The organism is Sphingobium sp. AS12 (assembly GCF_019097845.1).
Taxonomy (GTDB): Bacteria; Pseudomonadota; Alphaproteobacteria; order Sphingomonadales; family Sphingomonadaceae; genus Sphingobium.
The window spans coordinates 171,304-193,440 of sequence record NZ_JAHRGM010000001.1 but is presented as its reverse complement, the minus strand read 5'-3'; the positions used below and the strand labels follow the sequence as shown (position 1 = coordinate 193,440).

General features: G+C 64.1%; 27 protein-coding genes. 12 read left to right on the top strand and 15 right to left on the bottom strand.

Annotated elements, in window-relative coordinates; all coding sequences use genetic code 11:
• The gene (gene trpE, locus KRZ98_RS01030) at window positions 1-1,518 is read left to right on the top strand and encodes an anthranilate synthase component I (protein WP_217671802.1); all 1,518 of its coding nucleotides are present in this window, start codon (window positions 1-3) and stop codon (window positions 1,516-1,518) included.
• 112 nt (window positions 1,519-1,630) lie between these two features.
• Here the strand turns inward: trpE and KRZ98_RS01025 are convergent, their stop codons facing one another.
• Genes KRZ98_RS01025 through KRZ98_RS01015 form a run of 3 tightly spaced genes read right to left on the bottom strand, consistent with a single transcriptional unit; the run spans window position 1,631 to window position 4,061 of the window.
• On the bottom strand, window positions 1,631-2,356 hold the full coding sequence (locus KRZ98_RS01025; protein ID WP_217671801.1) for an extensin family protein: 726 nt from the start codon (window positions 2,354-2,356) through the stop codon (window positions 1,631-1,633).
• 3 nt (window positions 2,357-2,359) lie between these two features.
• The gene (locus KRZ98_RS01020) at window positions 2,360-3,130 is read right to left on the bottom strand and encodes an NUDIX domain-containing protein (RefSeq protein WP_217671800.1); all 771 of its coding nucleotides are present in this window, start codon (window positions 3,128-3,130) and stop codon (window positions 2,360-2,362) included.
• Between the two features lie 55 nt (window positions 3,131-3,185).
• Complete coding sequence (locus KRZ98_RS01015; RefSeq protein ID WP_217671799.1) at window positions 3,186-4,061, bottom strand: LysR family transcriptional regulator; 876 nt, start codon at window positions 4,059-4,061, stop codon at window positions 3,186-3,188.
• A gap of 107 nt (window positions 4,062-4,168) precedes the next feature.
• Here KRZ98_RS01015 and ilvD point away from each other — a divergent pair, with 107 nt between their 5' ends.
• Window positions 4,169-6,019, top strand: a complete 1,851-nt coding sequence (gene ilvD / locus KRZ98_RS01010) for a dihydroxy-acid dehydratase (protein WP_217671798.1) — start codon at window positions 4,169-4,171, stop codon at window positions 6,017-6,019.
• A 62-nt stretch (window positions 6,020-6,081) separates the two neighbouring features.
• Here the strand turns inward: ilvD and KRZ98_RS01005 are convergent, their stop codons facing one another.
• The 4 genes from KRZ98_RS01005 to KRZ98_RS00990 are packed head-to-tail and all read right to left on the bottom strand — an operon-like array spanning window position 6,082 to window position 8,886.
• Window positions 6,082-6,480: a ketosteroid isomerase-related protein gene (locus KRZ98_RS01005; protein WP_217671797.1), complete on the bottom strand. Its 399-nt coding sequence runs from the start codon at window positions 6,478-6,480 to the stop codon at window positions 6,082-6,084.
• Complete coding sequence (gene fghA, locus KRZ98_RS01000; protein ID WP_217672386.1) at window positions 6,477-7,334, bottom strand: S-formylglutathione hydrolase; 858 nt, start codon at window positions 7,332-7,334, stop codon at window positions 6,477-6,479. Before fghA ends, KRZ98_RS01005 begins: the two co-directional genes overlap by 4 nt.
• A 14-nt stretch (window positions 7,335-7,348) precedes the next feature.
• Window positions 7,349-7,735: a VOC family protein gene (locus KRZ98_RS00995; protein ID WP_217671796.1), complete on the bottom strand. Its 387-nt coding sequence runs from the start codon at window positions 7,733-7,735 to the stop codon at window positions 7,349-7,351.
• A gap of 41 nt (window positions 7,736-7,776) precedes the next feature.
• Window positions 7,777-8,886 carry an S-(hydroxymethyl)glutathione dehydrogenase/class III alcohol dehydrogenase gene (locus KRZ98_RS00990; RefSeq protein ID WP_217671795.1) on the bottom strand — a complete coding sequence of 370 codons (1,110 nt, stop codon included), beginning with the start codon at window positions 8,884-8,886 and terminating at the stop codon, window positions 7,777-7,779.
• Between the two features lie 101 nt (window positions 8,887-8,987).
• Here KRZ98_RS00990 and KRZ98_RS00985 point away from each other — a divergent pair, with 101 nt between their 5' ends.
• Window positions 8,988-9,875, top strand: a complete 888-nt coding sequence (locus tag KRZ98_RS00985; RefSeq protein WP_217671794.1) for a LysR family transcriptional regulator — start codon at window positions 8,988-8,990, stop codon at window positions 9,873-9,875.
• A gap of 121 nt (window positions 9,876-9,996) precedes the next feature.
• On the opposite strand, the gene KRZ98_RS00980 is transcribed toward KRZ98_RS00985, so the two are convergent.
• The 6 genes from KRZ98_RS00980 to KRZ98_RS00955 form a co-directional block, all read right to left on the bottom strand.
• The gene (locus KRZ98_RS00980) at window positions 9,997-10,575 is read right to left on the bottom strand and encodes a TetR/AcrR family transcriptional regulator (RefSeq protein WP_217671793.1); all 579 of its coding nucleotides are present in this window, start codon (window positions 10,573-10,575) and stop codon (window positions 9,997-9,999) included.
• Between the two features lie 33 nt (window positions 10,576-10,608).
• Window positions 10,609-11,640 carry a tRNA preQ1(34) S-adenosylmethionine ribosyltransferase-isomerase QueA gene (gene queA, locus KRZ98_RS00975; protein ID WP_217671792.1) on the bottom strand — a complete coding sequence of 344 codons (1,032 nt, stop codon included), beginning with the start codon at window positions 11,638-11,640 and terminating at the stop codon, window positions 10,609-10,611.
• A 160-nt stretch (window positions 11,641-11,800) separates the two neighbouring features.
• Window positions 11,801-12,520, bottom strand: coding sequence for a peptidylprolyl isomerase (locus tag KRZ98_RS00970; RefSeq protein ID WP_217671791.1), 720 nt, complete (start codon window positions 12,518-12,520; stop codon window positions 11,801-11,803).
• An 80-nt stretch (window positions 12,521-12,600) separates the two neighbouring features.
• On the bottom strand, window positions 12,601-13,113 hold the full coding sequence (coaD, locus tag KRZ98_RS00965) for a pantetheine-phosphate adenylyltransferase (RefSeq protein ID WP_217671790.1): 513 nt from the start codon (window positions 13,111-13,113) through the stop codon (window positions 12,601-12,603).
• Between the two features lie 5 nt (window positions 13,114-13,118).
• Window positions 13,119-14,033 carry a polyprenyl synthetase family protein gene (locus KRZ98_RS00960; RefSeq protein ID WP_217671789.1) on the bottom strand — a complete coding sequence of 305 codons (915 nt, stop codon included), beginning with the start codon at window positions 14,031-14,033 and terminating at the stop codon, window positions 13,119-13,121.
• 5 nt (window positions 14,034-14,038) lie between these two features.
• On the bottom strand, window positions 14,039-14,299 hold the full coding sequence (locus KRZ98_RS00955; RefSeq protein ID WP_217671788.1) for an exodeoxyribonuclease VII small subunit: 261 nt from the start codon (window positions 14,297-14,299) through the stop codon (window positions 14,039-14,041).
• A gap of 168 nt (window positions 14,300-14,467) precedes the next feature.
• Here KRZ98_RS00955 and KRZ98_RS00950 point away from each other — a divergent pair, with 168 nt between their 5' ends.
• The 4 genes from KRZ98_RS00950 (at window position 14,468) to KRZ98_RS00935 (ending at window position 18,144) form a co-directional block, all read left to right on the top strand.
• The gene (locus KRZ98_RS00950; RefSeq protein WP_217671787.1) at window positions 14,468-14,848 is read left to right on the top strand and encodes a hypothetical protein; all 381 of its coding nucleotides are present in this window, start codon (window positions 14,468-14,470) and stop codon (window positions 14,846-14,848) included.
• 194 nt (window positions 14,849-15,042) lie between these two features.
• Window positions 15,043-17,232, top strand: coding sequence for a phosphoribosylformylglycinamidine synthase subunit PurL (purL, locus tag KRZ98_RS00945; RefSeq protein WP_217671786.1), 2,190 nt, complete (start codon window positions 15,043-15,045; stop codon window positions 17,230-17,232).
• 109 nt (window positions 17,233-17,341) lie between these two features.
• A complete protein-coding gene (locus tag KRZ98_RS00940; RefSeq protein WP_217671785.1) occupies window positions 17,342-17,743 on the top strand; it encodes an endonuclease domain-containing protein in 402 nt (133 codons plus the stop codon).
• Window positions 17,740-18,144: a hypothetical protein gene (locus KRZ98_RS00935; protein WP_217671784.1), complete on the top strand. Its 405-nt coding sequence runs from the start codon at window positions 17,740-17,742 to the stop codon at window positions 18,142-18,144. Before KRZ98_RS00940 ends, KRZ98_RS00935 begins: the two co-directional genes overlap by 4 nt.
• Here KRZ98_RS00935 and KRZ98_RS00930 read toward each other — a convergent pair.
• A complete protein-coding gene (locus KRZ98_RS00930) occupies window positions 18,133-18,915 on the bottom strand; it encodes a methyltransferase domain-containing protein (RefSeq protein WP_217671783.1) in 783 nt (260 codons plus the stop codon). The two genes, KRZ98_RS00935 and KRZ98_RS00930, sit on opposite strands and share 12 nt — an antisense overlap.
• Window positions 18,916-18,974: 59 nt before the next feature.
• Between KRZ98_RS00930 and KRZ98_RS00925 the strand changes: the two genes are divergently transcribed.
• The 3 genes from KRZ98_RS00925 to bfr all read left to right on the top strand — a co-directional run bounded on the left by KRZ98_RS00925 (window position 18,975) and on the right by bfr (window position 21,071).
• Entirely contained in the window at window positions 18,975-20,213 is a 1,239-nt protein-coding gene (locus KRZ98_RS00925) for a DUF418 domain-containing protein (RefSeq protein ID WP_217671782.1), read from the top strand.
• A gap of 58 nt (window positions 20,214-20,271) precedes the next feature.
• The gene (locus KRZ98_RS00920) at window positions 20,272-20,442 is read left to right on the top strand and encodes a bacterioferritin-associated ferredoxin (RefSeq protein ID WP_037476694.1); all 171 of its coding nucleotides are present in this window, start codon (window positions 20,272-20,274) and stop codon (window positions 20,440-20,442) included.
• A gap of 149 nt (window positions 20,443-20,591) precedes the next feature.
• Window positions 20,592-21,071: a bacterioferritin gene (gene bfr / locus KRZ98_RS00915; protein WP_217671781.1), complete on the top strand. Its 480-nt coding sequence runs from the start codon at window positions 20,592-20,594 to the stop codon at window positions 21,069-21,071.
• A 30-nt stretch (window positions 21,072-21,101) separates the two neighbouring features.
• Here the strand turns inward: bfr and KRZ98_RS00910 are convergent, their stop codons facing one another.
• The gene (locus tag KRZ98_RS00910) at window positions 21,102-21,509 is read right to left on the bottom strand and encodes a (deoxy)nucleoside triphosphate pyrophosphohydrolase (RefSeq protein WP_217671780.1); all 408 of its coding nucleotides are present in this window, start codon (window positions 21,507-21,509) and stop codon (window positions 21,102-21,104) included.
• An 81-nt stretch (window positions 21,510-21,590) separates the two neighbouring features.
• Here KRZ98_RS00910 and KRZ98_RS00905 point away from each other — a divergent pair, with 81 nt between their 5' ends.
• Both KRZ98_RS00905 and KRZ98_RS00900 read left to right on the top strand, forming a co-directional pair.
• Window positions 21,591-21,776 (top strand): Flp family type IVb pilin, encoded by a 186-nt coding sequence (locus tag KRZ98_RS00905; protein ID WP_217671779.1) that lies wholly within the window; start codon window positions 21,591-21,593, stop codon window positions 21,774-21,776.
• Between the two features lie 138 nt (window positions 21,777-21,914).
• Window positions 21,915-22,076, top strand: coding sequence for a Flp family type IVb pilin (locus tag KRZ98_RS00900; RefSeq protein ID WP_006954731.1), 162 nt, complete (start codon window positions 21,915-21,917; stop codon window positions 22,074-22,076).
• Window positions 22,077-22,137 lie beyond the last annotated feature (61 nt).

Here is a 22,137-nt window from a genome sequence, read left to right as displayed (position 1 = left end):
ATGGGCGCGACGGGCGGGGACGGCATCGCATCGGCGCGCGCGGCGCTGGCGCGGGGCGAATCGGCGCTGGTATGGCGGCGGCAGATTGCCGACACCGACACGCCGATTTCCGCCGCGCTCAAATTGTTCGAGGCTGATCGCGGCGACTTTCTGCTGGAATCGGTAGAGGGCGGCGCCGTGCGTGGCCGCCACAGCCTGATCGGCCTGGCCCCCGACCTCATCTTCCGCGCCGATGGCAACACAGCCCAGATCAATCGCCAATGGGCAACCGACCGCAATGCGTTCGAGCCGATCGAAGCCGACGCGCTGACCGCGCTGCGGTCGTTGGTCGCTGAGTGTCGCGCAGAACTCGATCCCGCTCTGCCCGCAGCGCTTGCCTGCCTGGTCGGCTATTTCGGCTATGAGACGGTCGGGCTGGTCGAAAAACTGCACCGCCCTGCCCCCAATCCCATCGCCCTGCCTGACATGCTGTTCGTGCGCCCGACCGTGATCCTGGTGTTCGACCGGCTAGCCGACGCCCTCTATCTGGTCGCGCCGGTGTGGAAGGGCAGCTTTACCGACCCCGACAAAGCCATCGACGCCGCGCTCGGACGGATCGACGCCACCGCCGCGCGCCTTGCCGCCCCGCTGCCCGCCACCCCCGCCCCGGCGGACTTGGCCGACATCGCGGTCACCCCGGTGCTGGAGCCTGGCCGCTATGCCGCCATGGTGACCAAGGCCAAGGATTATATCGTCGCAGGCGACATATTTCAGGTCGTGCTGGCGCAGCGCTTCACCAGCCCCTTCACCCTGCCGCCGATCGCCCTCTATCGCGCGCTGCGGCGGATCAATCCCTCGCCCTTCCTCTATTATCTCGACCTGCCCGGCTTTGCGTTGATCGGCTCGTCGCCTGAGATATTGGTCCGCGCCCGCGACGGCGAAGTCACGATCCGCCCGATCGCTGGCACCCGTCCGCGCGGCAAAAACGCCGTGGAGGACGCCGCCAACCGCGAAAGCCTGCTGTCCGATCCCAAGGAGCGCGCCGAGCATCTGATGCTGCTGGACCTTGGCCGCAACGATGTCGGCCGCGTCGCGACCGCTGGCAGCGTGACTGTGACCGACAGCTACAGCGTCGAATTTTACAGCCATGTCATGCACATCGTCTCCAACGTCGTCGGCCAGCTATCGCCGGACAAGGACGCGATCGACGCGCTGTTCGCAGGCTTCCCGGCCGGGACGGTATCGGGCGCGCCCAAGGTTCGCGCCTGCGAGATCATCGCCGAACTGGAACCCGAAACCCGCGGTGCCTATGCTGGCGGGGTCGGCTATTTTGGCCCGGACGGCAATATGGACAGCTGCATCGTCCTGCGCACCGCCGTGCTGAAAGACGGCGTCATGCACGTCCAGGCAGGCGCAGGCATCGTCGCCGATTCCACCCCCGAATATGAACAGCGCGAATGCGAAGCTAAAAGCGGCGCGCTACTGGCAGCGGCCCGCGAAGCCGTGGCGCTGGCACGCGAAAGCGGCTTCGGGCAATAAAAATCCTCTCGTCATCCCAGCGAAAGCTGGGATCTCCCTTCTATTGCTCGAGCGCCGAAAAGAAAAATGGGATGCCAGCCTTCGCTGGCATGACGTATTTAGCGGAGCAATATCACCGACACGCCCGCCACCCGGTCGCACCGCGTGCCGCCTGATCCAGATGGAAATGATCGCGGTGCGCGGCATTATAATCGGGCGACAAGACCGTCGAAAACAGGTCGCACGCGCCAACGCGCACGGCGCGCAGAAATTCCGCGTCCTTGGCCTTGCCATCCCAATCGTTCAGCACGCTCACCTGCCGCCCATCCGCCAGCACGAACGCCGATATGTCGATCGCATCGGCAGTCGCATGTTCGCTGAAATCTCCGGCACTGCGCCCGTACATCCGCCGACAGCTATAGCTGCCAAAATGGCGCATCGACGCAACCGGCTGGCCATAGATGCGCTGCGCGGCGGGCTGCACCACCTGCCATTCCCACAGCTTGAGCGCCGCGACCACCGGGCAGGAGGGCGCAACCGCCGCCGGGGACAGGGCCACCGCCCCGCGCTCTGCCTTCAGTCGCACCGCGTCATCATAAACGCACTGCCCCGACCCGCCCGGCTGCATCGCGCTATAGGCCACCCCCGCCCGCTCCAGCAGGGCCAGACATTGCGCCCGATCCCCCGTCAGCGCCGCCAGCTTGCGCCCAGTGAACAGCCCGATCGGCTGATCAAGGTCGATATCGGTCCAGGGCAGATCCTGCGGCCTTTGCCGCATCACGGCATAGCCCAGCAGGATTAGACAGAGAAAGCAGCCCCACAACAGGCAACGGCGTAATATCAGGTGAATTCGGCGCATCCCCTAACCACGCCGGGCCTGCCGTAAAGGTTCCGACGTGACCGGATAACCCAGATGATCGGGGATGCACAAATGACGCTCACCGTCGCGATCCTCCAGCCATGGCCGCACCTTCTCCACCGGATGAGCGGCGGCATGGGTGACCAGATCGGCATGGCTCCCGGCCAGCGCCAGCCGCTCCAGATTGCGCCGGGTCGGGAAGATGACATGCCCCTCCCCCGCATCGCACCGTGCCAGCGTCGCCGCCGCACTGCTCCAGAACAGATGCACATTCTCGGTCGCGTCGGCGATCGCCTCCTGCCCGTCGGGCGCGCGGGCCAGGTAGAAGCGCGTATCATAGACCCGGATCGCCTTCTCGAACGGCGCGGGATGCCAGCGGGCAAAGGGCGTCAACGCATCGAGCGCCAGCGCTAACCCATGCGCGTCGAGCAGATCACCCAGCACCGCCCCATCCAGCAACCCTTGTCGTATCGCCATCACCATCGCACCATCGACCGCGCCCGCCAGTCCCACACCCAGCCCGCTTTCCTCGATCGTCTCGCGAATCGCCGCGATCCGCGCCGCCGCCTCGTCAATCTCCAGCCCATGGTCGATCCGCGCGGCCAGCGCATGATCGTGCGCGTCCACGCCCCCGCCGGGAAAGACCAGCGCACCCGCGGCAAAGGCCATGGTCGACGCCCGTTCCATCATCAAAATGTCGGGCGGCCCATCGGGCCGGTCACGCACGATCACCACCGTCGCGGCGGGGCGACCTGCATCATCCTCTATCGTCATGCCCTTGCTCTAGGCGCAGCTGCACCCACCGGTAAAGCCCGCCGCAGCGATCCCCTCACCCCGCCTGCGCCAGTTCCAGAAACTGGCGCAATGTCGGCGTCTCATCGTCCCGCCGCCACGCCAGCCCCGTCTCCAGCATCGGCGCATCGCCCAGATCGGCATAAACCACCCCCGCCCGTGCCAGATTGCGCAGCGACGCCGGGACCAGCGCAATCCCCAGCCCCGCCGACACCAGGCTGATGATCGTCTGCATCTGGATCGCCTGCTGCACGATATTGGCCTGCCCGCCCCGCGCCGCATAATAGCCGGTGACCAGATCGTGGAAAGCAGGCGCCACCGCGCGCGGGAACAGGATCAGCGGCAACGACACTATGGCCTCCGCGTCGATCGTTCCCGCCTCCACCCACTGCTCCGGCAACGCCGCGACCAGCGGCTCGCGGATCAACCGGCGATAGCAAAGCTCCGGCGGCAGGGGTGTGTCGGCAGGCGGGATCAATATGCCCGCATGGGCCTGCCCCGCCAGCAAGGCGGGTATCTGCACGTCGCTGGTCGCCTCGGTCAAGCGGATTTCGACCTGCGGGAACAGCGCGGCATAGCGCCGCACCAGCGCGGGCAGCACGCTGTAATCGGCGGTACTGACGAAGGACAATGCCAGATGCCCCGCCCGCCCCTCCCGCAACTGCCGCGCCGTTTCGGGTAGCGCATCGATCGCCGCGATAGCAGGCCGCACCTGCTCCAGCCATTGCGCCCCGAACGGGGTCAGCGCCACCCGCCGCTTGGTCCGCGCAAACAGGGCCGCGCCCAGTTCCCGCTCCAGCATCAGGATCGACTGGCTCAGCGGCGGCTGGGTCATATGCAGCCGTTCCGCCGCCTGCCCGAAATGCAGCGTGTCGGCGACCGTGACAAAATGCCGCAACTGGCGGATGTCCATATTTCATATGTCCTGCGACCTAATAGGCCATCAATAATATATTTCACACCCAATCCCAACGGGTATAAAGCGGCCCCAAGAGGATTATCTTTTCAGGGACACTGACCATGCCGGCCTATCGCTCCAGAACTACCACCCACGGCCGCAACATGGCGGGCGCGCGCGGACTGTGGCGCGCGACCGGCATGAAGGATGAGGATTTCGGCAAGCCGATCATCGCCGTCGTCAACAGTTTCACCCAGTTCGTGCCGGGCCATGTCCACCTCAAAGACCTCGGCCAGCTGGTCGCCCGCGAAATCGAGGCCGCAGGCGGCGTCGCCAAGGAATTCAATACCATAGCGGTCGATGACGGCATCGCCATGGGCCATGGCGGAATGCTCTATTCGCTGCCCAGCCGCGATCTGATCGCCGACAGCGTCGAATATATGGTCAACGCCCATTGCGCCGACGCAATGGTCTGCATCTCCAACTGCGACAAGATCACGCCCGGCATGTTGATGGCCGCGATGCGCCTCAACATCCCCGCCGTGTTCGTGTCCGGCGGGCCGATGGAGGCCGGCAAGGTCGTGATGCGCGGCAAGGAAGTAGCGCTCGACCTGGTCGACGCCATGGTCGTCGCCGCCGACGAAAGCTATACCGACGAAGAAGTCAAAACCATCGAACGCTCCGCCTGCCCGACCTGCGGGTCATGTTCAGGGATGTTCACCGCCAATTCGATGAACTGCCTGACCGAAGCATTGGGCCTCTCGCTGCCCGGCAACGGATCGACACTGGCCACCCATTCCGACCGCGAGCGCCTGTTTCGCGAAGCGGGCCATGTCATCGTCGATCTCGCCAAGCGCTGGTATGAACAGGATGACGCCACCGCTCTGCCGCGCACCATCGCCAACTTCGCCGCGTTCGAAAACGCCATGAGCCTGGACATCGCCATGGGCGGCTCGACCAACACCGTCCTCCACCTCCTCGCCGCCGCGTATGAAGGCGGGGTCGATTTCACCATGGCCGACATCGACCGCCTGTCGCGCCGCGTCCCCTGCCTGTGCAAGGTGGCGCCCGCCAAGCAGGACGTCCATATGGAGGATGTCCATCGCGCCGGTGGCATCATGGCGATATTGGGCGAGCTGGAACGCGCAGGCCTTGTCGACACCTCGCTCCCCACCGTTCACGCCCCCACCATGGCCGCCGCGCTGGCCCGCTGGGACATTGGCCGCACCAATAGTGAAGATGTCCGCAACTTCTTCCGCGCGGCCCCCGGCGGCGTCCCGACCCAGACTGCGTTCAGCCAGTCCGCCCGCTGGGAGGAACTGGACATCGACCGCGAAAAGGGCGTGATCCGCTCGGCCGAGCATCCCTTCTCCAAGGATGGCGGCCTCGCCGTCCTCTACGGCAACCTCGCGCCCGAAGGCTGCATCGTCAAGACGGCGGGCGTGGACGATTCGATCCTCACCTTCCACGGCACCGCGCGCGTCTATGAAAGCCAGGACGCCTCGGTCGCGGGCATTTTGGGCAATGAGGTCAAGGCCGGCGACGTCGTCGTCATCCGCTATGAAGGGCCAAAGGGCGGCCCCGGTATGCAGGAAATGCTTTACCCGACCAGCTATCTGAAATCGAAAGGTCTCGGCAAAGCATGTGCCCTCATCACCGACGGGCGCTTCTCCGGCGGCACGTCGGGCCTGTCGATCGGCCATGTCTCGCCCGAAGCAGCCGAAGGCGGCCTGATCGCGCTGGTCCAGACCGGCGACCCGATCGTCATCGACATCCCCAATCGCGTCATCAAACTGGACATTGATGACGCCGTGCTGGCCGAACGCCGCGCCGAAATGGAGAAAATGGGCGTCAAGGCGTGGAAGCCCTTTGGCCGCAAGCGCGAAGTCTCCCCAGCCCTGCGCGCCTATGCCGCCATGACCACCAACGCCGCCAAGGGCGCGGTGCGGGATGTCAGCCAGATCGAGAAGTAATCAATCAAAGCCCCTCCCCTTCAGGGGAGGGGTTGGGGTGGGGGCGTGCCGCAGGCACAACGTCAGCCACCCACCTGCGCCAGCCAGTCCGCCAGATTATAATGATTGCTCACCCGCGCGATCTTCCCCTCGCGGATCTCGAAAAAAGCACCGACCCGCAGCCGGTAACGCTGCCCTGACGCCGCCGGCAGATCGCCGTCCGTCACCAGATATTCGCCCTCCAGCATGAACTCCGCCGCTGCCCGCGCGCCGTCCGCCGATGTCAGAAACACCGGGCCGATGACGGCCTCGCTATAGCGACGGTTCATATGGTCGAGAAAATCGGCGAACGCCGCCTTCCCCTTGCGCACCGCGCCCTGGCTCGGCTCATGCACCACATCGTCGGTCAGCAGCGCCAGCATCGCCGCGCTGTCGCCGCGATTGAACGCGGCATAGTAGTCCCGCAACAGCGCGTCGCTCATGCCTGTTCCCCAGATTTCGCGCCCAGTCGCGCGGCGTGCCAGCGCAGCTGATCCGCCATGAAGGTGGAGATGAAATAATAGCTATGGTCATAGCCATCCCGCACGCTCAGCGTCAGGTCGATCCCCGCCGCCTCGCACGCAGCGCGCAGCAGGTCCGGCCGCAATTCCTTGTCCAGAAACGCATCCGCCCCGCCCTGATCGACCAGCAGCGCATCGATCCGCGCGCCATCCTCGATCAGCGCGACCGCATCATGCTTGCGCCATGCCGCCTTGTCGTCGCCCAGATAGCCGCCCAGCGCCTTGCACCCCCACGGCACTTGGCTTGGCGCGACGATCGGCGCGAAGGCCGACACCGCGCTGAACCGCTCAGGATAAGTCAGCCCGATGGTCAGCGCCCCATGCCCGCCCATCGAATGGCCCATGATCGACTGCCGCGCCATATCGGCCGGAAATTCCGTCGCGATCAGCGCGGGCAGTTCTTCCGTCACATAGGACCACATCTTGTAATGCGCCGCGAAGGGCGCCTCGGTCGCATCAACGTAAAAACCGGCGCCCAGCCCGAAATCATAAGCGCCATCGGGATCGTCAGCCACGCCTTCGCCCCGCGGCGACGTATCGGGCGCAACGAAGATCAGCCCCAGTTCCGCGCAGATCGCGCGAAACTCGCCTTTCTCGGTCACATTGGCATGGGTGCAGGTCAGCCCCGACAGATACCAGACCACCGGCAGCGTCGCCCCCGCCTCATGCGGCGGCACGAACACGGAAAAGACCATGTCCGTGCCGGTGCTGGCGGATGCATGGCGATACACGCCCTGCACCCCGCCAAAGGCGCGATTTTCCGAGACCGTTTCCATCACGCCCGTGCCGCTCATTCGCCGTCAGCGAAGCAATAGGCGCAGACCTTGTTACCGGCCGGATCGCGCAGATAGGCGGCATAAGCGGTCGGCGTGAAGGCGCGCGGCCCCGGCTCGCCTTCATCGACGCCGCCCTGGGCCAGCCCGGCTTCATGGAAAGCGCGGACCTGGGCCCGGTTTTCCGCCAGGAAACCCAGCGTGCCGCCATTGGCATAGGTCGCTGGCGCGCCGTTGGCAGGCTTCAGCACGATGAATTCCGGGCTATCCTTGCCATAGAGGAACGCCGCGTCCCCCATCGGGCCAAGATTGGCGATGCCCAGCTTGCCCAGCGCGGCGTCATAAAAGGCTTTGGACGCAGGCAGATCGAGCGCGCCAAGGCAGACATGCGTGAAGATAGCCATAAATACTCCCCTTTATACCAGAATGTTATGCCAGATTCTTGTCAGAATACGACAACGCTGCGGATGCTCTCGCCCGCGTGCATCAGGTCGAACCCCTTGTTGATCTCCTCCAGGCTCAGCACATGGGTGATCATCGGGTCGATCTCGATCTTGCCGTTCATGTACCAGTCGACGATCTTGGGCACGTCGGTCCGCCCCTTGGCCCCGCCGAACGCGCTACCCTTCCATACCCGGCCAGTCACCAGCTGGAACGGGCGGGTGCTGATTTCCTTGCCCGCTTCCGCAACGCCAATGATGATACTCTCGCCCCAGCCGCGATGGCACGCCTCCAGCGCGGTGCGCATCACCCCGGTATTGCCGGTGCAATCGAACGTATAGTCCGCCCCGCCATCGGTCAGCGCGACCAGATGCTGGACGATGTCGCCCTCCACCTTGTTGGGATTGACGAAGTGGGTCATGCCGAACCGGCGGCCCCATTCTTCCTTGCTGTCATTGATATCGACGCCGATGATCATGTCCGCGCCGACCAGCTTTGCGCCCTGAATGACGTTCAGGCCAATGCCGCCCAGCCCGAAGATGATGACGTTGGACCCCGGCGTCACCTTGGCGCTGTTCACCACCGCGCCCACGCCCGTGGTCACGCCGCAGCCGATATAGCAGCTCTTGTCGAACGGCGCGTCCTCGCGGATTTTCGCGACCGCGATTTCGGGCAAAACGGTGAAGTTGGAGAAGGTCGAACAGCCCATATAGTGAAAGATAGGCTGGCCCTTGTAGGAAAAGCGTGTCGTCCCGTCCGGCATCAGCCCCTTGCCCTGCGTCGCGCGGATCGCGGTGCACAGGTTGGTCTTGCCGCTCAGGCAGCTTTTGCACTGGCGACATTCGGGCGTGTAGAGCGGGATCACATGGTCGCCCGGCTTCACGCTGGTGACGCCCGGCCCGACTTCGCGCACGATCCCCGCGCCCTCATGCCCCAGGATCGACGGGAAGATGCCCTCGCTGTCGAACCCGTCGAGCGTATAGGCGTCGGTATGGCAGATGCCCGTCGCCATGATTTCTACCAGTACTTCGCCCGCTTTCGGCCCTTCCAGATCGACTTCGACAATCTCCAGCGGCTTCTTGGCTTCAAAGGCGACGGCGGCGCGGGTTTTCATGGGGGAAGCTCCTGATATGATGCTGCCTTGCCCTAGCAATATCCCACCCGCGCGATAAGGAAGGATTTTTGCAATTCATTATTTCATATAAGGGATAATCCATGCGCGGCTGGGATGGGATCGACGAATTTGTCGCCGTGGCGACCACCGGCAGTTTCAAGGGCGGGGCCGACGCGCTCGGCCTCTCCACCACCCATATGAGCCGCGCCATCGCCGCGCTGGAAAACCGGGTGCAGCGCCCGCTCTTCCACCGCACCACCCGCACCGTCCGACTGACCGACACGGGCCGCCTCTTCTACGACCATTGCAGCCGCATCGTCACTGAACGGGACGAGGCCATCGCCCTCATCAGCGAAGGGGCCGAGCCACAGGGCGATTTACGCATCACCTGCTCGACCGCGATGGGCGAGCGCTTCATCGCCCCCATCGTCCGGCAATTTGCCACGCGCTATGTCAAGCTCACTGTCACGATAGAGCTGACCAACCGTCTGGTGGACCTGATCGGCGAAGGCTATGACATGGCGATCCGCACCGGCACGCTGGCCGACAGCCGGCTGATCGGCACCCGCATAGCCTCGCGCACCCTCTACACCTGCGCCGCGCCTGCCTATCTCGCCGCGCACGGCACGCCCAACGCCATTGCCGACCTGGCCCATCATGACTGCCTGATCGGCACATCGACCAGCTGGCAGTTCCGCTCCTGGGGCCGGGTCGAAACCATCCGTCCGCGCGGCCGCTGGCGCTGCAACAGCGGCGCGGCGGTGGCGCAGGCGGCGGTCGCGGGAATGGGCATATGCCAGCTGCCCGAATTTTACGTCCTGCCCCATATCGCATCCGGCGCACTGGTGCCCCTCCTCGCCGATTTCGCGATGGAGGACGAACCCATCTGGGCCGTCTATCCCCAGCGTCGCCATCTCCTGCCCAAAATCACCGGCCTGCTCGACCTGTTGCGCAGCGAACTGCCCGTGGCGCTGGCGCGGCGGGACTAAGGCGGGATGACTTACATTTATCCGTTCGTTTCGAGCGAAGTCGAGAAACCTGTGCACCACGTTTCTCGACTTCGCTCGAAACGAACGGAGGTGGGGAGTTTCACCCTGAAGTCATACCATTCTAACCCTCGTGCCGGAAGATCCGCGCGACTTGAACGGCAATCTCGCGCGGACTGAGGCGACCGGGCCGGAACCAGTCCGCCGCCGCATTGAGCTGCGACAGGAGCAGGTTGCGATAGACTGACCGGTCGATCCCGGCGGGCAAGGGCAGGTCCGCCACGATCGCCCGGAACAGCCCTTCGAACCGGTCGCGCCGTGCCACCAGTTGCGCCCGGACATCATCGGGTACTTCGCGAAAATCATTCATCATCGGCATGGTCAGCGAATCGGGCGCCAACTGCACATCCAGCAGCGCCACACACGCTGCCTCCAGCCTGTCCCACGGATCGCCCGCTGCCGCCACCGCGGCTACGATCCGCGCTTCCGCCGCGTCCAGCGCGCCATTATGCAGCTCAACGAACAGTGCGTCCTTGGACTTGATATGGTGATAGAGCGACCCGCCCAGCACCCCGGACGCTTCGCCAATGTCGCGCATCGACGTGCCGCGATAACCCTTGCGCGCGAACAGCTGCGCCGCGACCGCGAGTATCTCGTCGCGCCGCGATCGCACCCCGTCCTCGCTTCCCGCCTGCTTGCTCATGACGCCCCGCCTAGCACAGAAATGTGCGCCGGATCATCCGGGCAACAACAGCGAAGAATCGCCATAACTGTAAAAACGATAGCCCGACCCGATCGCATGGTCATAGGCCGCGCGCATCCGCTCGGTCCCCATCAGCGCACTGACGAGCATGAACAAGGTCGATTTGGGCAGATGGAAATTGGTCATCAGCCCGTCAATCGCCCGGAACCGGTAGCCTGGCGTGATGAAAATGCGGGTCTCATCGGCAAAGGCCCGGATGATCCCGTCCTCCCCCGCCGCGCTTTCCAGCAGGCGCAGGCTGGTGGTGCCAACCGCGATCAGCCGCCCCCCCGCCGCCCGCGCGGCATTCAGCCGATCCGCCGTCGCCGCCTCGATCCGCCCCCATTCGGCGTGCATCCGATGATCGTCGGTATCGTCCGCCTTGACCGGCAGGAAGGTGCCCGCGCCGACATGCAGGGTCAACGTCTCGGTCGCGATCCCGCGCTCCGCCAGCGCTGACATCAATTCCGGGGTAAAATGCAGCGCAGCCGTAGGCGCTGCCACCGCGCCATCCTCCCGCGCGAACATCGTCTGATAATCGGCTCGGTCACGCTCATCGGTCGGGCGCTTGCTGGCGATATAGGGCGGCAGCGGCATCCGTCCCGCCCGCTCCAGCAGAACCTCCACCGGCTCCTCACCCTCGAAACTCAGCGTCACCCCGCCATCATCGTCGCGCGGTCCGGCAATCGCCGTCACCCCCGCCCCGAAATCGATCCGCTCGCCATCACGCACCCGCTTGGCATTACGCAAAAAGGCCTGCCACTGGCGCAGTCCCAATCGCTTGTGCAGCGTCGCCCCGATCCGCGCATTGCCGCGCATCCCCTCCAGCTGGGCGGGAATGACGCGCGTGTCGTTGAACACCAGCACATCGCCCGCGCGCAGCAGCGAAGGCAGATCACGCACGCTCAGGTCAGCAAAATCACCCTCGCCCGGCACCAGCAACAGCCTTGCGCTATCGCGCGGCGACGCAGGCCGCAGCGCGATATTCTCCGGCGGCAGGTCAAAATCGAAAAGATCTACGCGCATGGTAGGACGCTGCCCTGTTCAGCCATTATCAGTGTTCCCGCGAAGGCGGGAACCCAGTCCCGCCCTCCGGACTGGGTTCCCGCCTTCGCGGGAACAGCCGGTGCTATAATCATGATAGAGCGAACGGATGGTCGCCGGACGAACCAGCCCCTTCTCTCACTTACTTCTTCGGCGCGCCAATAATCGACGGCGCGACTGGCGCAACCGGCGCGGTCACCGGCGGCTTGCCATCGCTCTCGATCGAAGCCTGCAAGATCACGGTCGGATTGGCGGGCGGTTCGCCCTGCGCGATCGCGTCGACATAGTTCATGCCCTCGATCACCCGGCCGAACACCGTATATTTCTTGTCCAGCTGCATCCGCGGCAGCAGCACGATGAAGAACTGGCTGTTAGCGCTGTCCTCCCCCTGCGCCCGCGCCATCGACACCGTACCACGCAGATGCGGCATCGGGTTGAACTCGGCCTTCAGGTCCGGCTGGGTCGAACCGCCAGTGCCATCACCCTTGGGATCGCCACCCTGCGCCATGAAGCCGGGGATGACGCGATGGAATTTCAGGCCGTTATAAAAGCCCTGCCGCGTCAGCTCCTTGATCCGCTCGACATGGCCGGGCGCGATGTCGGGGCGCAGCTGGATGCGCACCCGCCCGCCACTCGACAGGTCCAGGTCCCAGATATTCTGCGGGTCGGCCGGCACAACCGCCGGTGGCAGCTTGGGGGTCAGGTCGCCGCCCAGCGACTTGGCATTTTCCGCCGCCCGCGCCGCGGCCTCCGCCTTCTTCATATCATCGCCCTTGCTGCCGCCGCCCTGGGCATAGGCCAGGCCGGACGCGGTAAGGGCGATGCCGATCGCCACGGTCTTGAGCGCGCAGGTGAAACGCATGGGACTTACTTTCCTCAATATCTTGGCCGTCCTGATAGCGCGCTGATCGCGATTGGCAACTGAACGCAGGCTGAGCGGTATTAAGCGCTGCCTTTGCGCCCCAGTTTTTCAACCCGCGCCACCACCTCGTCACGCACCGCCGGCCCGACAAATTTATGGATCGGCCCGCCATAAAGCGCGATTTCCTTGACCAGCCGGGACGCGATCGGTTGCAGGCACACGTCGGCCATCAGAAACACGGTTTCGACACGTGCATTGATCTGCTGGTTCATGCCCGCCATCTGATATTCATATTCAAAGTCGGCGACCGCGCGCAGCCCGCGGATGATGACGCTGGCCCCCTGCGATTCGGCAAAGTCCATCAGCAGCGAATTGAAACCGACGACAACGATGTCCGCGTCGATCCCGGCACATTCGCGCCGCACCATTTCCAGCCGCTCTTCATCGCTGAACATCGGCGACTTGCTGATATTGGTGGTCACCCCGATGACCAGCCGGTCGACCAGCTTCGCGCCGCGCCGGATGATGTCCATATGCCCCAATGTGATGGGATCGAATGTGCCGGGATAGACACCGATGCGCTGCTTGCTCATGGTCTTTAGCGATCCCTCTCCACAATATAGTCGGCAATGGCGCGCAGCAGGTCCGCCTCGACCCCATAGCCATGCAGATGCGCCTTGGCCTGATCGACCAACATATGCGCCTGCGCCCGCGCCCGATCGACGCCCAGCAGCGACACGAACGTCTCCTTGCCCGCCGCCGCATCCTTGCCCAGCGCCTTGCCCGCCAGCGCCGCGTCGCCCTCTACGTCCAGCAGATCGTCGGCAATCTGGAACGCCAGGCCAATGTCGCGGGCATAGCCGTGCAGCCCCTTGCGTGCATCCGCCGGGATCCGCGCCATGATCGCGGCGGCATCGACGCAAAAGGCGATCAGCGCCCCGGTTTTAAGATTTTGCAGGCGGGTGACAGTGGCCAGGTCAAACCTTGCATGTTCCGCTTCCAGGTCCATCATCTGCCCGCCCGCCATGCCCACAGGGCCACTGGCCAGCGCCAGCGCGCGGACCAGTTCGATCCGCACGAACGGATCGGGATGGGTCTCCTCGTCGGACAATATCTGGAACGCCAGATCGTGCAGGCAGTCGCCCGCCAATATCGCCGTCGCCTCGTCAAACGCCTTGTGAACGGTCGGCTTGCCCCGGCGCATGTCGTCATCGTCCATCGCGGGCAGATCATCATGCACCAGCGAATAGACATGGATGCACTCGATCGCCAGGCCGACCCGCAGCGCCGATTCGCGCGACAGATGGAACAGGTCGCTGGTCGCCTGCACCAGCAATGGCCGCAGCCTCTTGCCCCCGCCGATCGCGGCATGGCGCATCGCCTCATAGAGCCGCGCCCGTGGATCGTCCGGCACGCTCAGCAGATGGTCGAACGCGGTGTCGATCGCCGCCGCCACTTCCGCCGCGCGCGCCGTCACCAGTGCCCCTGCGGAGGCCGCCTCTCCCCCGGTCATGCCGCTCACTCCGTGCCGAACGGCTGCGCGCCGGTCACAGCGCCATTGGCGTCGATCGTCAGCTTGGCGATCCGCGCCTCGGCCGCCGCCAGCCGCTCGGTACAGCGCTTGCGCAATTCTTCGCCTTGCGCATAGAGCGAGATCGACTCGTCGAGCGGCACGTCGCCGCTTTCAAGCCGCCGCACGATCGTTTCGAGCGCGCGCAAGGCATCCTCGAAAGAGAGCGTTGCTGGATCGGGGGGCGCTATGCTGCTATCGTCTGCCATGTCCCTGCATTGACCGCCGCCGCCGCCCCGGTCAAGCCATCACACCGGCTTTCGTGCCGGCTTTCATGACTGTCATCGTGCCGTCATGACGTCATATGATAGCGATGGTGGATTATGGGCAGTTTTGCGTTGACGCAGCATGTTGCAGGTGCACATAGAAGGACCGCTATGAAATTTTATCTCCCCTTTATCGCCGTTGCCTCGCTCAGCCTGCTGGCCGCCTGCAACAAGAATGATGAACCCGAAGTCGTGGGCGGCCCTGCCGATCCTATGGCTGCCGAACTGGCCAACGCCGCGCCAGTCGAGCTGCCGCCGTCGGTCAAGGCCAACAAGCAGTTCCGCTGCAAGGACAACAGCCTGATCTTCGTCGACTATATGAGCGACGACAAGACCGCCCAGCTGCGCACCGAAAAGGGCGGCACCGCGACCACGCTCAAGGCCGCCGAAGTCGGCCAGCCCTTCACTGCCGAAGGCTTTGAAGTCAGCGGTGCAGGCGACGACGTCACCATCACCGTGCCCGGCAAGGGCGCACAGGCCTGCCACGTCTAAGACGCACGCAGCCTCATCCTTTTCCCAGGCCGGACCTTTCCCCAAAGGTCCGGCCTTTTTCTTATCCTCCCCAAGCTTGCTTGGGGAGGGGGACCGCGCCCGTAGGGCGTGGTGGAGGGGAAATGCGCCAGCGTTGCGCCATGCCCCCACACCCACCATTGTGAATCCCGCTTGGCCCCGCTAAAGGCGCGCACATGTCCAGCACCGCTCCCCACATCACCCCGGAAATCGTCGCCGAACATGGCCTCAGCCCGGAAGAATATGACCGCGTCCTGAAAACGATCGGCCGCGAGCCGAACCTCACGGAACTGGGCATATTCTCGGTCATGTGGTCGGAGCATTGCAGCTATAAATCCTCCAAAATCCACCTGATGAAGCTGCCGACCACCGGCCCGCAGGTCATTTGCGGCCCCGGCGAAAATGCCGGCGTGGTCGACATTGGCGACGGACAGGCGGCGATCTTCAAGATGGAGAGCCACAACCACCCCAGCTATATCGAACCCTATCAGGGTGCGGCGACCGGGGTTGGCGGTATTTTGCGCGACGTGTTCACCATGGGCGCGCGCCCCATCGCCAATATGAACGCGCTGCGCTTCGGACGGCCCGATCACCCCAAGATGCGTCACCTGATCAGCGGCGTGGTGCGCGGCATTGGCGGCTATGGCAATTGCGTCGGCGTGCCCACGGTGGGCGGCGAAGTCAATTTCCACCCCGCCTATGACGGCAATATCCTGGTCAACGCGATGACCGTGGGCATCGCCGACACCGACAAGATTTTCTATTCGGCAGCGTCAGGCGTGGGCAATTCCATCGTCTATGTCGGCTCCAAGACCGGCCGCGACGGCATCCATGGCGCGACCATGGCCAGCGCCGATTTCGGCGACGACGCCGACGCCAAGCGCCCCACCGTGCAGGTCGGCGATCCCTTCACTGAAAAGCTGCTGATCGAGGCGTGCCTTGAACTCATGGCATCCGACGCGATCGTCGCGATTCAGGATATGGGCGCGGCGGGCCTCACCTCCTCCAGCGTCGAAATGGCAAGCAAGGGCGGCGTCGGCCTGCTCCTCAACATGGACGCCGTGCCGCAACGCGAAACCGGCATGACCGCCTATGAAATGATGCTCTCCGAAAGTCAGGAGCGCATGTTGATGGTGCTGAAGCCCGGCCGCGAAGCCTTTGCCGAAGCCATTTTCCACAAATGGGAACTGGATTTCGCGGTGATCGGCACCGTCACCGACACGGGCCGCATGGTTCTGGTCCATCATGGCGAAACCGTCTGCGACATTCCCCTCGCCCCGCTGGCCGACGACGCCCCGCTCTATGATCGCCCCTCCATGCCGGTGTACGACTATAAAGTCTGGTCGGGCGTCCAGCCGCTCGGCGATATCCCCGAATCCACCGACATCGGCGCGGACCTCATCAAACTCATGGGCAGCCCCGACATCGCCAGCCGCCGCTGGATCTGGGAACAATATGATCACATGGTCGGCGCCGACACCGTCCAGCGCCCCGGCGGCGACGCCGCAGTGGTCCGCGTCCACGGATCGAACAAGGGCATTGCGATCAGCACCGATTGCACCCCGCGCTATTGCTATGCCGACCCCTATGAAGGCGGCAAGCAGGCGATCGCCGAATGCTATCGCAACCTGTCCGCCGTCGGCGCGACGCCGCTGGCGGTCACCAACTGCCTCAACTTCGCCAACCCCCAGCGCCCCGAAATCATGGCTCAGCTGACCGGCTGCCTCGACGGCATGGGCGACGCCTGCCGCGCATTGGATTTCCCGATCGTGAGCGGCAATGTGTCGCTCTATAATGAGAGCAAGGCGACGGGCGGCGGCAGCGCCATTTTGCCGACCCCCGCGATTGGCGGGATTGGCTTGCTGGCGGACGTCGACAAGATGGCGACTGTCGCGTTCAAGAATGAAGGCGACGCCATCTGGCTGATCGGCGGGCCAGAAGGGGCTTTGGGCACGCATCTGGGCCAGTCGATCTGGCTGCGCGAAATCGCCGGCCGTGAAGCGGGCGATGCGCCCAAGGTCGATCTAACCGCCGAGCGCGCCAATGCAGACACGATCCGCGCGCTGGTTGCGGCAGGCACCGTCAATGCCGTCCATGATATTGCCGACGGCGGCCTGATCGTCACGCTCACGGAAATGGCGCTGGCGGGCAAGATCGGTGCAAAGCTCGACACCGCACTCACCACGGCTTCCGCCTTTGGCGAAGATCAGGGCCGCTATGTCGTCGCCGCGTCACAGGGAATCGACATTCCGGGCGCTGTCCGCATCGGCACCACCGGCGGACTGGAAGTGGCGGGCGTCCCCCTCACCGACCTGCGCGCCGCGCATGAAGGCTTCTTCCCCGCTCTGATGGACAGCGAACTTTGACGACAGGGAGCGGAAATAGCCCCTCCGTCTGGCCTTCGGCCAGCCACCTCCCCATCGCTACGCGACAAGGAGGATCAAATCCTACCCAGTTCCTCCCTGTGCCGAAGGCATGGGGAGGTGGCAGCGCGAAGCGCTGACGGAGGGGCAATGGCGCGCGCAACGCCCCCCCCGCACCGTCGCCAAAGCCCGCGCGCTCCGACAGAACCTCTCCCTCCCCGAGGCCTTGCTCTGGCGATTGCTCAAAGGCCAACCGCAAGGCATCAAATTCCGTCGCCAGCATCCGGTCGGCCCCTATATCCTCGATTTCTACGCCCCGTCTGCAAAGCTGGGCATAGAAATTGACGGCGTAGCCCATGACATGGGCGACAGCCCCGCCCACGATGCGACCCGTGATGCGTGGCTGCTTACCCACGGCATAAGCCTGCTGCGTATCCCCGCCGCCGATGTGCTAAAAGACCCCGCAACCACCGCCGATGCGATCGTCGCCTATGTTCGGAGCCAAGCCTCATGACCACCGGCTACTCCACCACCCCTCTACCCAAAAAGCTCAGCCTCAAGCCCGGCCTGCGCGCCTTGTGGGATGCCATGCCCGCGTCCGTCGAGGCTGAACTCGCCGACTCCGGCGTCATCCGCCTGCCCCACCCGCAAGCGCCGATCGACGCCGCCCAAATCTTCGTCACCGATCGCGCTGACATGACTGCGAAAATCACTGCGCTCCGCCCGCTGCTAGCACCCACCGGCTTCCTCTGGGTCAGCTGGCCGAAAAAGGCATCCAAAGTTCCGACCGACATTACCGAAGATGTGATCCGCGCCGTCATCCTGCCCGCGACCGATCTGGTCGACGTGAAGGTGTGCGCTGTCGACGCCATCTGGTCGGGCCTCAAACTGATGATCCGCAAATCAGCGCGCTGACCGCGTCACCCGCCCGAACAGCACCTGATACGCATCCCCGCCACCCTCGGCCTCAAACGCCGCCATCACCCGCCGCAGATCCCCCGGGACAAGCGGCGCCCGCCCCTCACCCGGCACCACCGCGCCAATCCCGCGCAAATGGGCTATCAACCCCCGAGCCCCGCCGCAATCCAGCGCATACGTCTCATCAAAAGCGAACGCATCGCCAAACCCCGCCAGCATCGCGCGCAGCCCGTCCAGCGTCGGGTAATCCGGCACCCCCGCCACCAGCCCGCATTGCCTATGCGCCGCCCGCCAGCGCGCGAAACTCCCCTGCCCCATGGTCGAGAAGATCAGGCTCCCGCCCGGCCGCAACAGCCCCGCCAGCCGCGATATTCCGCTGGCCAGATCATCAAACCATTGAAACGCCAGGCTGGACACGATCAGGTCGAACCACGGCCCGTCAAAGATCGGCGCTTCCCCGTCCATGGTCAGAAATCGGCCCGCGACATGGCCCGCAGAGGCCGCCTGTTCCAGCATCCCCGGCGACAGGTCGGTCACCACCATCTCCGCCCCCGGCCAGCGCGCCTGCACATCGCGCGTCAGGAAACCGGTGCCGCAGCCAATCTCCAATATACGCTCGACCCCATCGGGCTTTTGCCGCTGGGCCAACTCTGCCACCAGCGCCGCCGCCTGTCGCTGCGGCCCGGCATGGTCGTCATAATGCGCCGCCGCCGCGCCGAAGGCGTCGCTGATCCGTTGCTTGCGCCAATGCCTGGAGCCATCAATCATGGTTACGCGCCTTGGCAGAGGCTTGCGCCGCTGACCAGTCCCCTTCATGGATGGCTCCCATGACATCCCCCCGCATCCCCGCCATGGACGTGCTGCGCGGCTGCGCGGTGATGGGCATCCTGTGGATGAACATCACCGCCTTCGCCCTGCCGCAATCGGCCTATTTCAACCCGGCCGCATCGGGATCGCTCGGCACCGGCGACATCGCCTTCTGGCTGAGCAGCCTGATCCTGTTCGACGGCAAGATGCGTGGCCTGTTTGCCATGCTGTTCGGCGCGTCGATGCTGCTGCTGATCGACCGGGAAGAAATGGCCGGGCGCGACGGTCGCCGCAGCCAGATGATCCGCGCGGGCTGGCTATTCGTCATTGGCATGGCCCATTATCTGCTGCTCTGGTGGGGCGACATTTTGGCGATCTATGCGCTGGTCAGCCTCATCGCGCTCCGCTTCGTGCGGCAGGAGCCAATGGCGCTGGTCAAGAGCGCCTTCCTCATCTTCCTTCTCCACTTCCTGCTCTGCGCTGCCTTCATCGCCACCCTATACGCCTGGGGCCATGCCGCAGCCTTGCCCGACGCCAGCGGCGCCACGCGCGATGGCTTTGCGACCTTCATGGCGACCATGGCCGATCCCGCCAGCCCCGGCGTCCGCGCGGAACTCGCCACCTATCGTAGCGGCTTTGGCGCGATCCTGTCGCACAAGCTTGCTGCCTTCCCCGGCGAATGGCTGTGGGGCTTCATGTTCACCAGCCTTGATGTGCTGGGCTTCATGCTGCTGGGCATGGCGATGCTGAAAGGCGGCTTCCTCACCGGTCGCTGGCCTGCCGATCAATATTGGCGCACCGCGCGCCATTGCTTCCTCATCGGACTGCCTCCCATGATGGGCCTGGCCATCTGGATCATCGCCAGCGGCTTTGCACCGCTGCCTGCTTTCGGCACCGTGCTGCTCTGGTCCTTCCCCTTCCGCATACCGCTTGCCGTGGGCGGGGCAGCGCTCATCCTGTGGCTGCTTGCGCGCCATCGCGATCACCCGCTGGTCGCGCGCCTCTCCGCCGCCGGGCGCATGGCGCTCAGCAATTATCTGGGGTCCAGCCTGCTGATGACCGCGCTTTTCTACGGCTGGGGGCTGGGCCTGTTCGGCCATGTCCGCCCCGCCCTTCTGCTTCCCTTCGTCCTGGGGGCGTGGGCGTTGATGCTGCTCTGGTCGCCGATCTGGCTGTTGCGATTCGCGCTTGGCCCGGCGGAATGGCTCTGGCGCAGCCTGGTCCGCGGCCAACCGCAAAAGATTCGCAAGAGCAGCTGATTACTATTGCGACCTATTATCATCTGCGCTATCTCCCCTTTATCAGGAGAGTGTCTCGATGGTCGTCTGTATCTGCAATGCCATTCGTGAAAAGGATTTGAAGGAAGCCGTGCGCGACGGCGCGGATACGCCATGCAGCGCCTATGCCCGCTTTGGCCGCCGCCCCAAATGCGGCCAGTGCGTCCCCTTCGCCCGCACGATCATCGCCGCCGAGCGCGCATCGGCCTGACACGACTGCAAATCATCCGCACGAAGGATTCGCGAAGCCGACGCAATAGCGCGCGATAAGATGGCGGAATATCAAGGCTTTTCAGCTTAACAGCGTTGATCCGAAAGCCTATAGTCCGGCGGCATTTCCCCCCAGCCGGAGTATCCGCCATGAAAGGCGACCCGAAGGTCATCGACTATCTGAACGAGGTGCTCAAAAATGAGCTGACCGCGATCAACCAATATTTCCTCCATTATCGCATCCTCAATCACTGGGGCGTCGAAAAGCTCGCCAAGTTCGAATATGAGGAATCGATCGACGAGATGAAGCACGCCGACAAGCTGGCGGAGCGCATCCTCTTCCTCGACGGCTTGCCGAATTTCCAGCTGCTGGGCCGCCTCAAGATCGGCGAAACGGTCGAGGAAATCCTCAAAGCCGACCTCGCGCTCGAATATGAAGCCCTGCCCCCGCTCAAGGACGGCATCGCCTATTGCGAATCGATTCGCGACTATGTGACCCGCGACCTGTTCCAGTACATCCTCGAAAGCGAGGAAGAGCATATCGACACGTTGGAAACCCAGTTCGAAATGATCGAACGCATGGGCATCCAAAATTATATCCAGCTCCAGAGCAAGGCACGCGAAGAGTGACACCCAGGCGGGAGGGGCGCTCCCTCCCGCCTACAGCAAAGCTTCCAATATCCCGATCAGCGGCAGGTCGGCGGGCGGCATGTCCAGCCCGTACATCTGCGCCGGGCGCACCCATTGCAGCGCCGTGGCATGGCGCGCCTGCGCCACCCCTTCCCATTTCCGGCAGACATAGAGCAGCAGCAGCAGATGCCTGTCGCCCAGCGGTTCGCTGGCGAAGGTCGCGGGTGCTAGGCAACTGGCATGGGTGCGGATACCCAGTTCCTCCTCCAGCTCGCGGATCAGCGCCGCTTCAGGGGTTTCTCCCGGCTCCAGCTTCCCGCCCGGAAACTCCCACAGCCCCGCCATTGATCTGCCCGGCGGACGTTGCTGCACGAGGACGCGGCCATCCGCATCGATCAGGGCGGCGGCCACCACCAGCAAAGGCGAAAAACTATCCATAAAGGTCCAATGAAAGGGCTTTTTTAACCGTGGGTCTTTTACAGGTCTGTCGGGGACTGTCTGTAGTGAACTGGGGACCGTATGCGCGGGATCATCGAAATCATCGCCCGCCTGGGCCTTACGCGATGCGAACGTGGTGCGACCGCGGTCGAATATGGACTCATCATCGCGATGGTCGTTCTGGCCATGATCACGGCGCTGACCAACGTAGCCAACAAGACGACCGGCATGTGGAACAACGTGTCCAATGAAGTAACGTCGCGTTAACCATCAATATCTGACAGCGGCTTGATCCTCATTAACAGTTTTTCAACTGACCTCCTCTAATCCGTTCCTTGCTGACCACATACATTCAAGCGGGGCGGCCGGGTAGTTAAACGCAGTTTCAAGATAAGGAGACCTAACATGCAGTTCATCCGTAAGATGCTGAAGAACGACAAGGGCGCGACCGCCATTGAATATGGCCTGATCGCGGCTCTGATCGCTGTCGCCGCCATTGGCGCGATGACCAGCCTGGGCACGAAGCTCGGCAGCACCTTCAACAATGTTTCGGGCAACCTCAAGTAAGCCCGGCACATTGTCGAATAAGGGGGCGGCGAAGGCAACTTCGCCGCTCTTTTTCGTTTGG

What these genes read in the sequence shown, in the direction of transcription:
- trpE (WP_217671802.1), top strand. Translation starts at nt 1, where the DNA reads ATGGGCGCGACGGGCGGGGACGGCATCGCATCGGCGCGCGCGGCGCTG.
- KRZ98_RS01025 (WP_217671801.1), bottom strand. Translation starts at nt 2,356, where the DNA reads ATGCGCCGAATTCACCTGATATTACGCCGTTGCCTGTTGTGGGGCTGC.
- KRZ98_RS01020 (WP_217671800.1), bottom strand. Translation starts at nt 3,130, where the DNA reads ATGACGATAGAGGATGATGCAGGTCGCCCCGCCGCGACGGTGGTGATC.
- KRZ98_RS01015 (WP_217671799.1), bottom strand. Translation starts at nt 4,061, where the DNA reads ATGGACATCCGCCAGTTGCGGCATTTTGTCACGGTCGCCGACACGCTG.
- ilvD (WP_217671798.1), top strand. Translation starts at nt 4,169, where the DNA reads ATGCCGGCCTATCGCTCCAGAACTACCACCCACGGCCGCAACATGGCG.
- KRZ98_RS01005 (WP_217671797.1), bottom strand. Translation starts at nt 6,480, where the DNA reads ATGAGCGACGCGCTGTTGCGGGACTACTATGCCGCGTTCAATCGCGGC.
- fghA (WP_217672386.1), bottom strand. Translation starts at nt 7,334, where the DNA reads ATGGAAACGGTCTCGGAAAATCGCGCCTTTGGCGGGGTGCAGGGCGTG.
- KRZ98_RS00995 (WP_217671796.1), bottom strand. Translation starts at nt 7,735, where the DNA reads ATGGCTATCTTCACGCATGTCTGCCTTGGCGCGCTCGATCTGCCTGCG.
- KRZ98_RS00990 (WP_217671795.1), bottom strand. Translation starts at nt 8,886, where the DNA reads ATGAAAACCCGCGCCGCCGTCGCCTTTGAAGCCAAGAAGCCGCTGGAG.
- KRZ98_RS00985 (WP_217671794.1), top strand. Translation starts at nt 8,988, where the DNA reads ATGCGCGGCTGGGATGGGATCGACGAATTTGTCGCCGTGGCGACCACC.
- KRZ98_RS00980 (WP_217671793.1), bottom strand. Translation starts at nt 10,575, where the DNA reads ATGAGCAAGCAGGCGGGAAGCGAGGACGGGGTGCGATCGCGGCGCGAC.
- queA (WP_217671792.1), bottom strand. Translation starts at nt 11,640, where the DNA reads ATGCGCGTAGATCTTTTCGATTTTGACCTGCCGCCGGAGAATATCGCG.
- KRZ98_RS00970 (WP_217671791.1), bottom strand. Translation starts at nt 12,520, where the DNA reads ATGCGTTTCACCTGCGCGCTCAAGACCGTGGCGATCGGCATCGCCCTT.
- coaD (WP_217671790.1), bottom strand. Translation starts at nt 13,113, where the DNA reads ATGAGCAAGCAGCGCATCGGTGTCTATCCCGGCACATTCGATCCCATC.
- KRZ98_RS00960 (WP_217671789.1), bottom strand. Translation starts at nt 14,033, where the DNA reads ATGACCGGGGGAGAGGCGGCCTCCGCAGGGGCACTGGTGACGGCGCGC.
- KRZ98_RS00955 (WP_217671788.1), bottom strand. Translation starts at nt 14,299, where the DNA reads ATGGCAGACGATAGCAGCATAGCGCCCCCCGATCCAGCAACGCTCTCT.
- KRZ98_RS00950 (WP_217671787.1), top strand. Translation starts at nt 14,468, where the DNA reads ATGAAATTTTATCTCCCCTTTATCGCCGTTGCCTCGCTCAGCCTGCTG.
- purL (WP_217671786.1), top strand. Translation starts at nt 15,043, where the DNA reads ATGTCCAGCACCGCTCCCCACATCACCCCGGAAATCGTCGCCGAACAT.
- KRZ98_RS00940 (WP_217671785.1), top strand. Translation starts at nt 17,342, where the DNA reads ATGGGGAGGTGGCAGCGCGAAGCGCTGACGGAGGGGCAATGGCGCGCG.
- KRZ98_RS00935 (WP_217671784.1), top strand. Translation starts at nt 17,740, where the DNA reads ATGACCACCGGCTACTCCACCACCCCTCTACCCAAAAAGCTCAGCCTC.
- KRZ98_RS00930 (WP_217671783.1), bottom strand. Translation starts at nt 18,915, where the DNA reads ATGATTGATGGCTCCAGGCATTGGCGCAAGCAACGGATCAGCGACGCC.
- KRZ98_RS00925 (WP_217671782.1), top strand. Translation starts at nt 18,975, where the DNA reads ATGACATCCCCCCGCATCCCCGCCATGGACGTGCTGCGCGGCTGCGCG.
- KRZ98_RS00920 (WP_037476694.1), top strand. Translation starts at nt 20,272, where the DNA reads ATGGTCGTCTGTATCTGCAATGCCATTCGTGAAAAGGATTTGAAGGAA.
- bfr (WP_217671781.1), top strand. Translation starts at nt 20,592, where the DNA reads ATGAAAGGCGACCCGAAGGTCATCGACTATCTGAACGAGGTGCTCAAA.
- KRZ98_RS00910 (WP_217671780.1), bottom strand. Translation starts at nt 21,509, where the DNA reads ATGGATAGTTTTTCGCCTTTGCTGGTGGTGGCCGCCGCCCTGATCGAT.
- KRZ98_RS00905 (WP_217671779.1), top strand. Translation starts at nt 21,591, where the DNA reads ATGCGCGGGATCATCGAAATCATCGCCCGCCTGGGCCTTACGCGATGC.
- KRZ98_RS00900 (WP_006954731.1), top strand. Translation starts at nt 21,915, where the DNA reads ATGCAGTTCATCCGTAAGATGCTGAAGAACGACAAGGGCGCGACCGCC.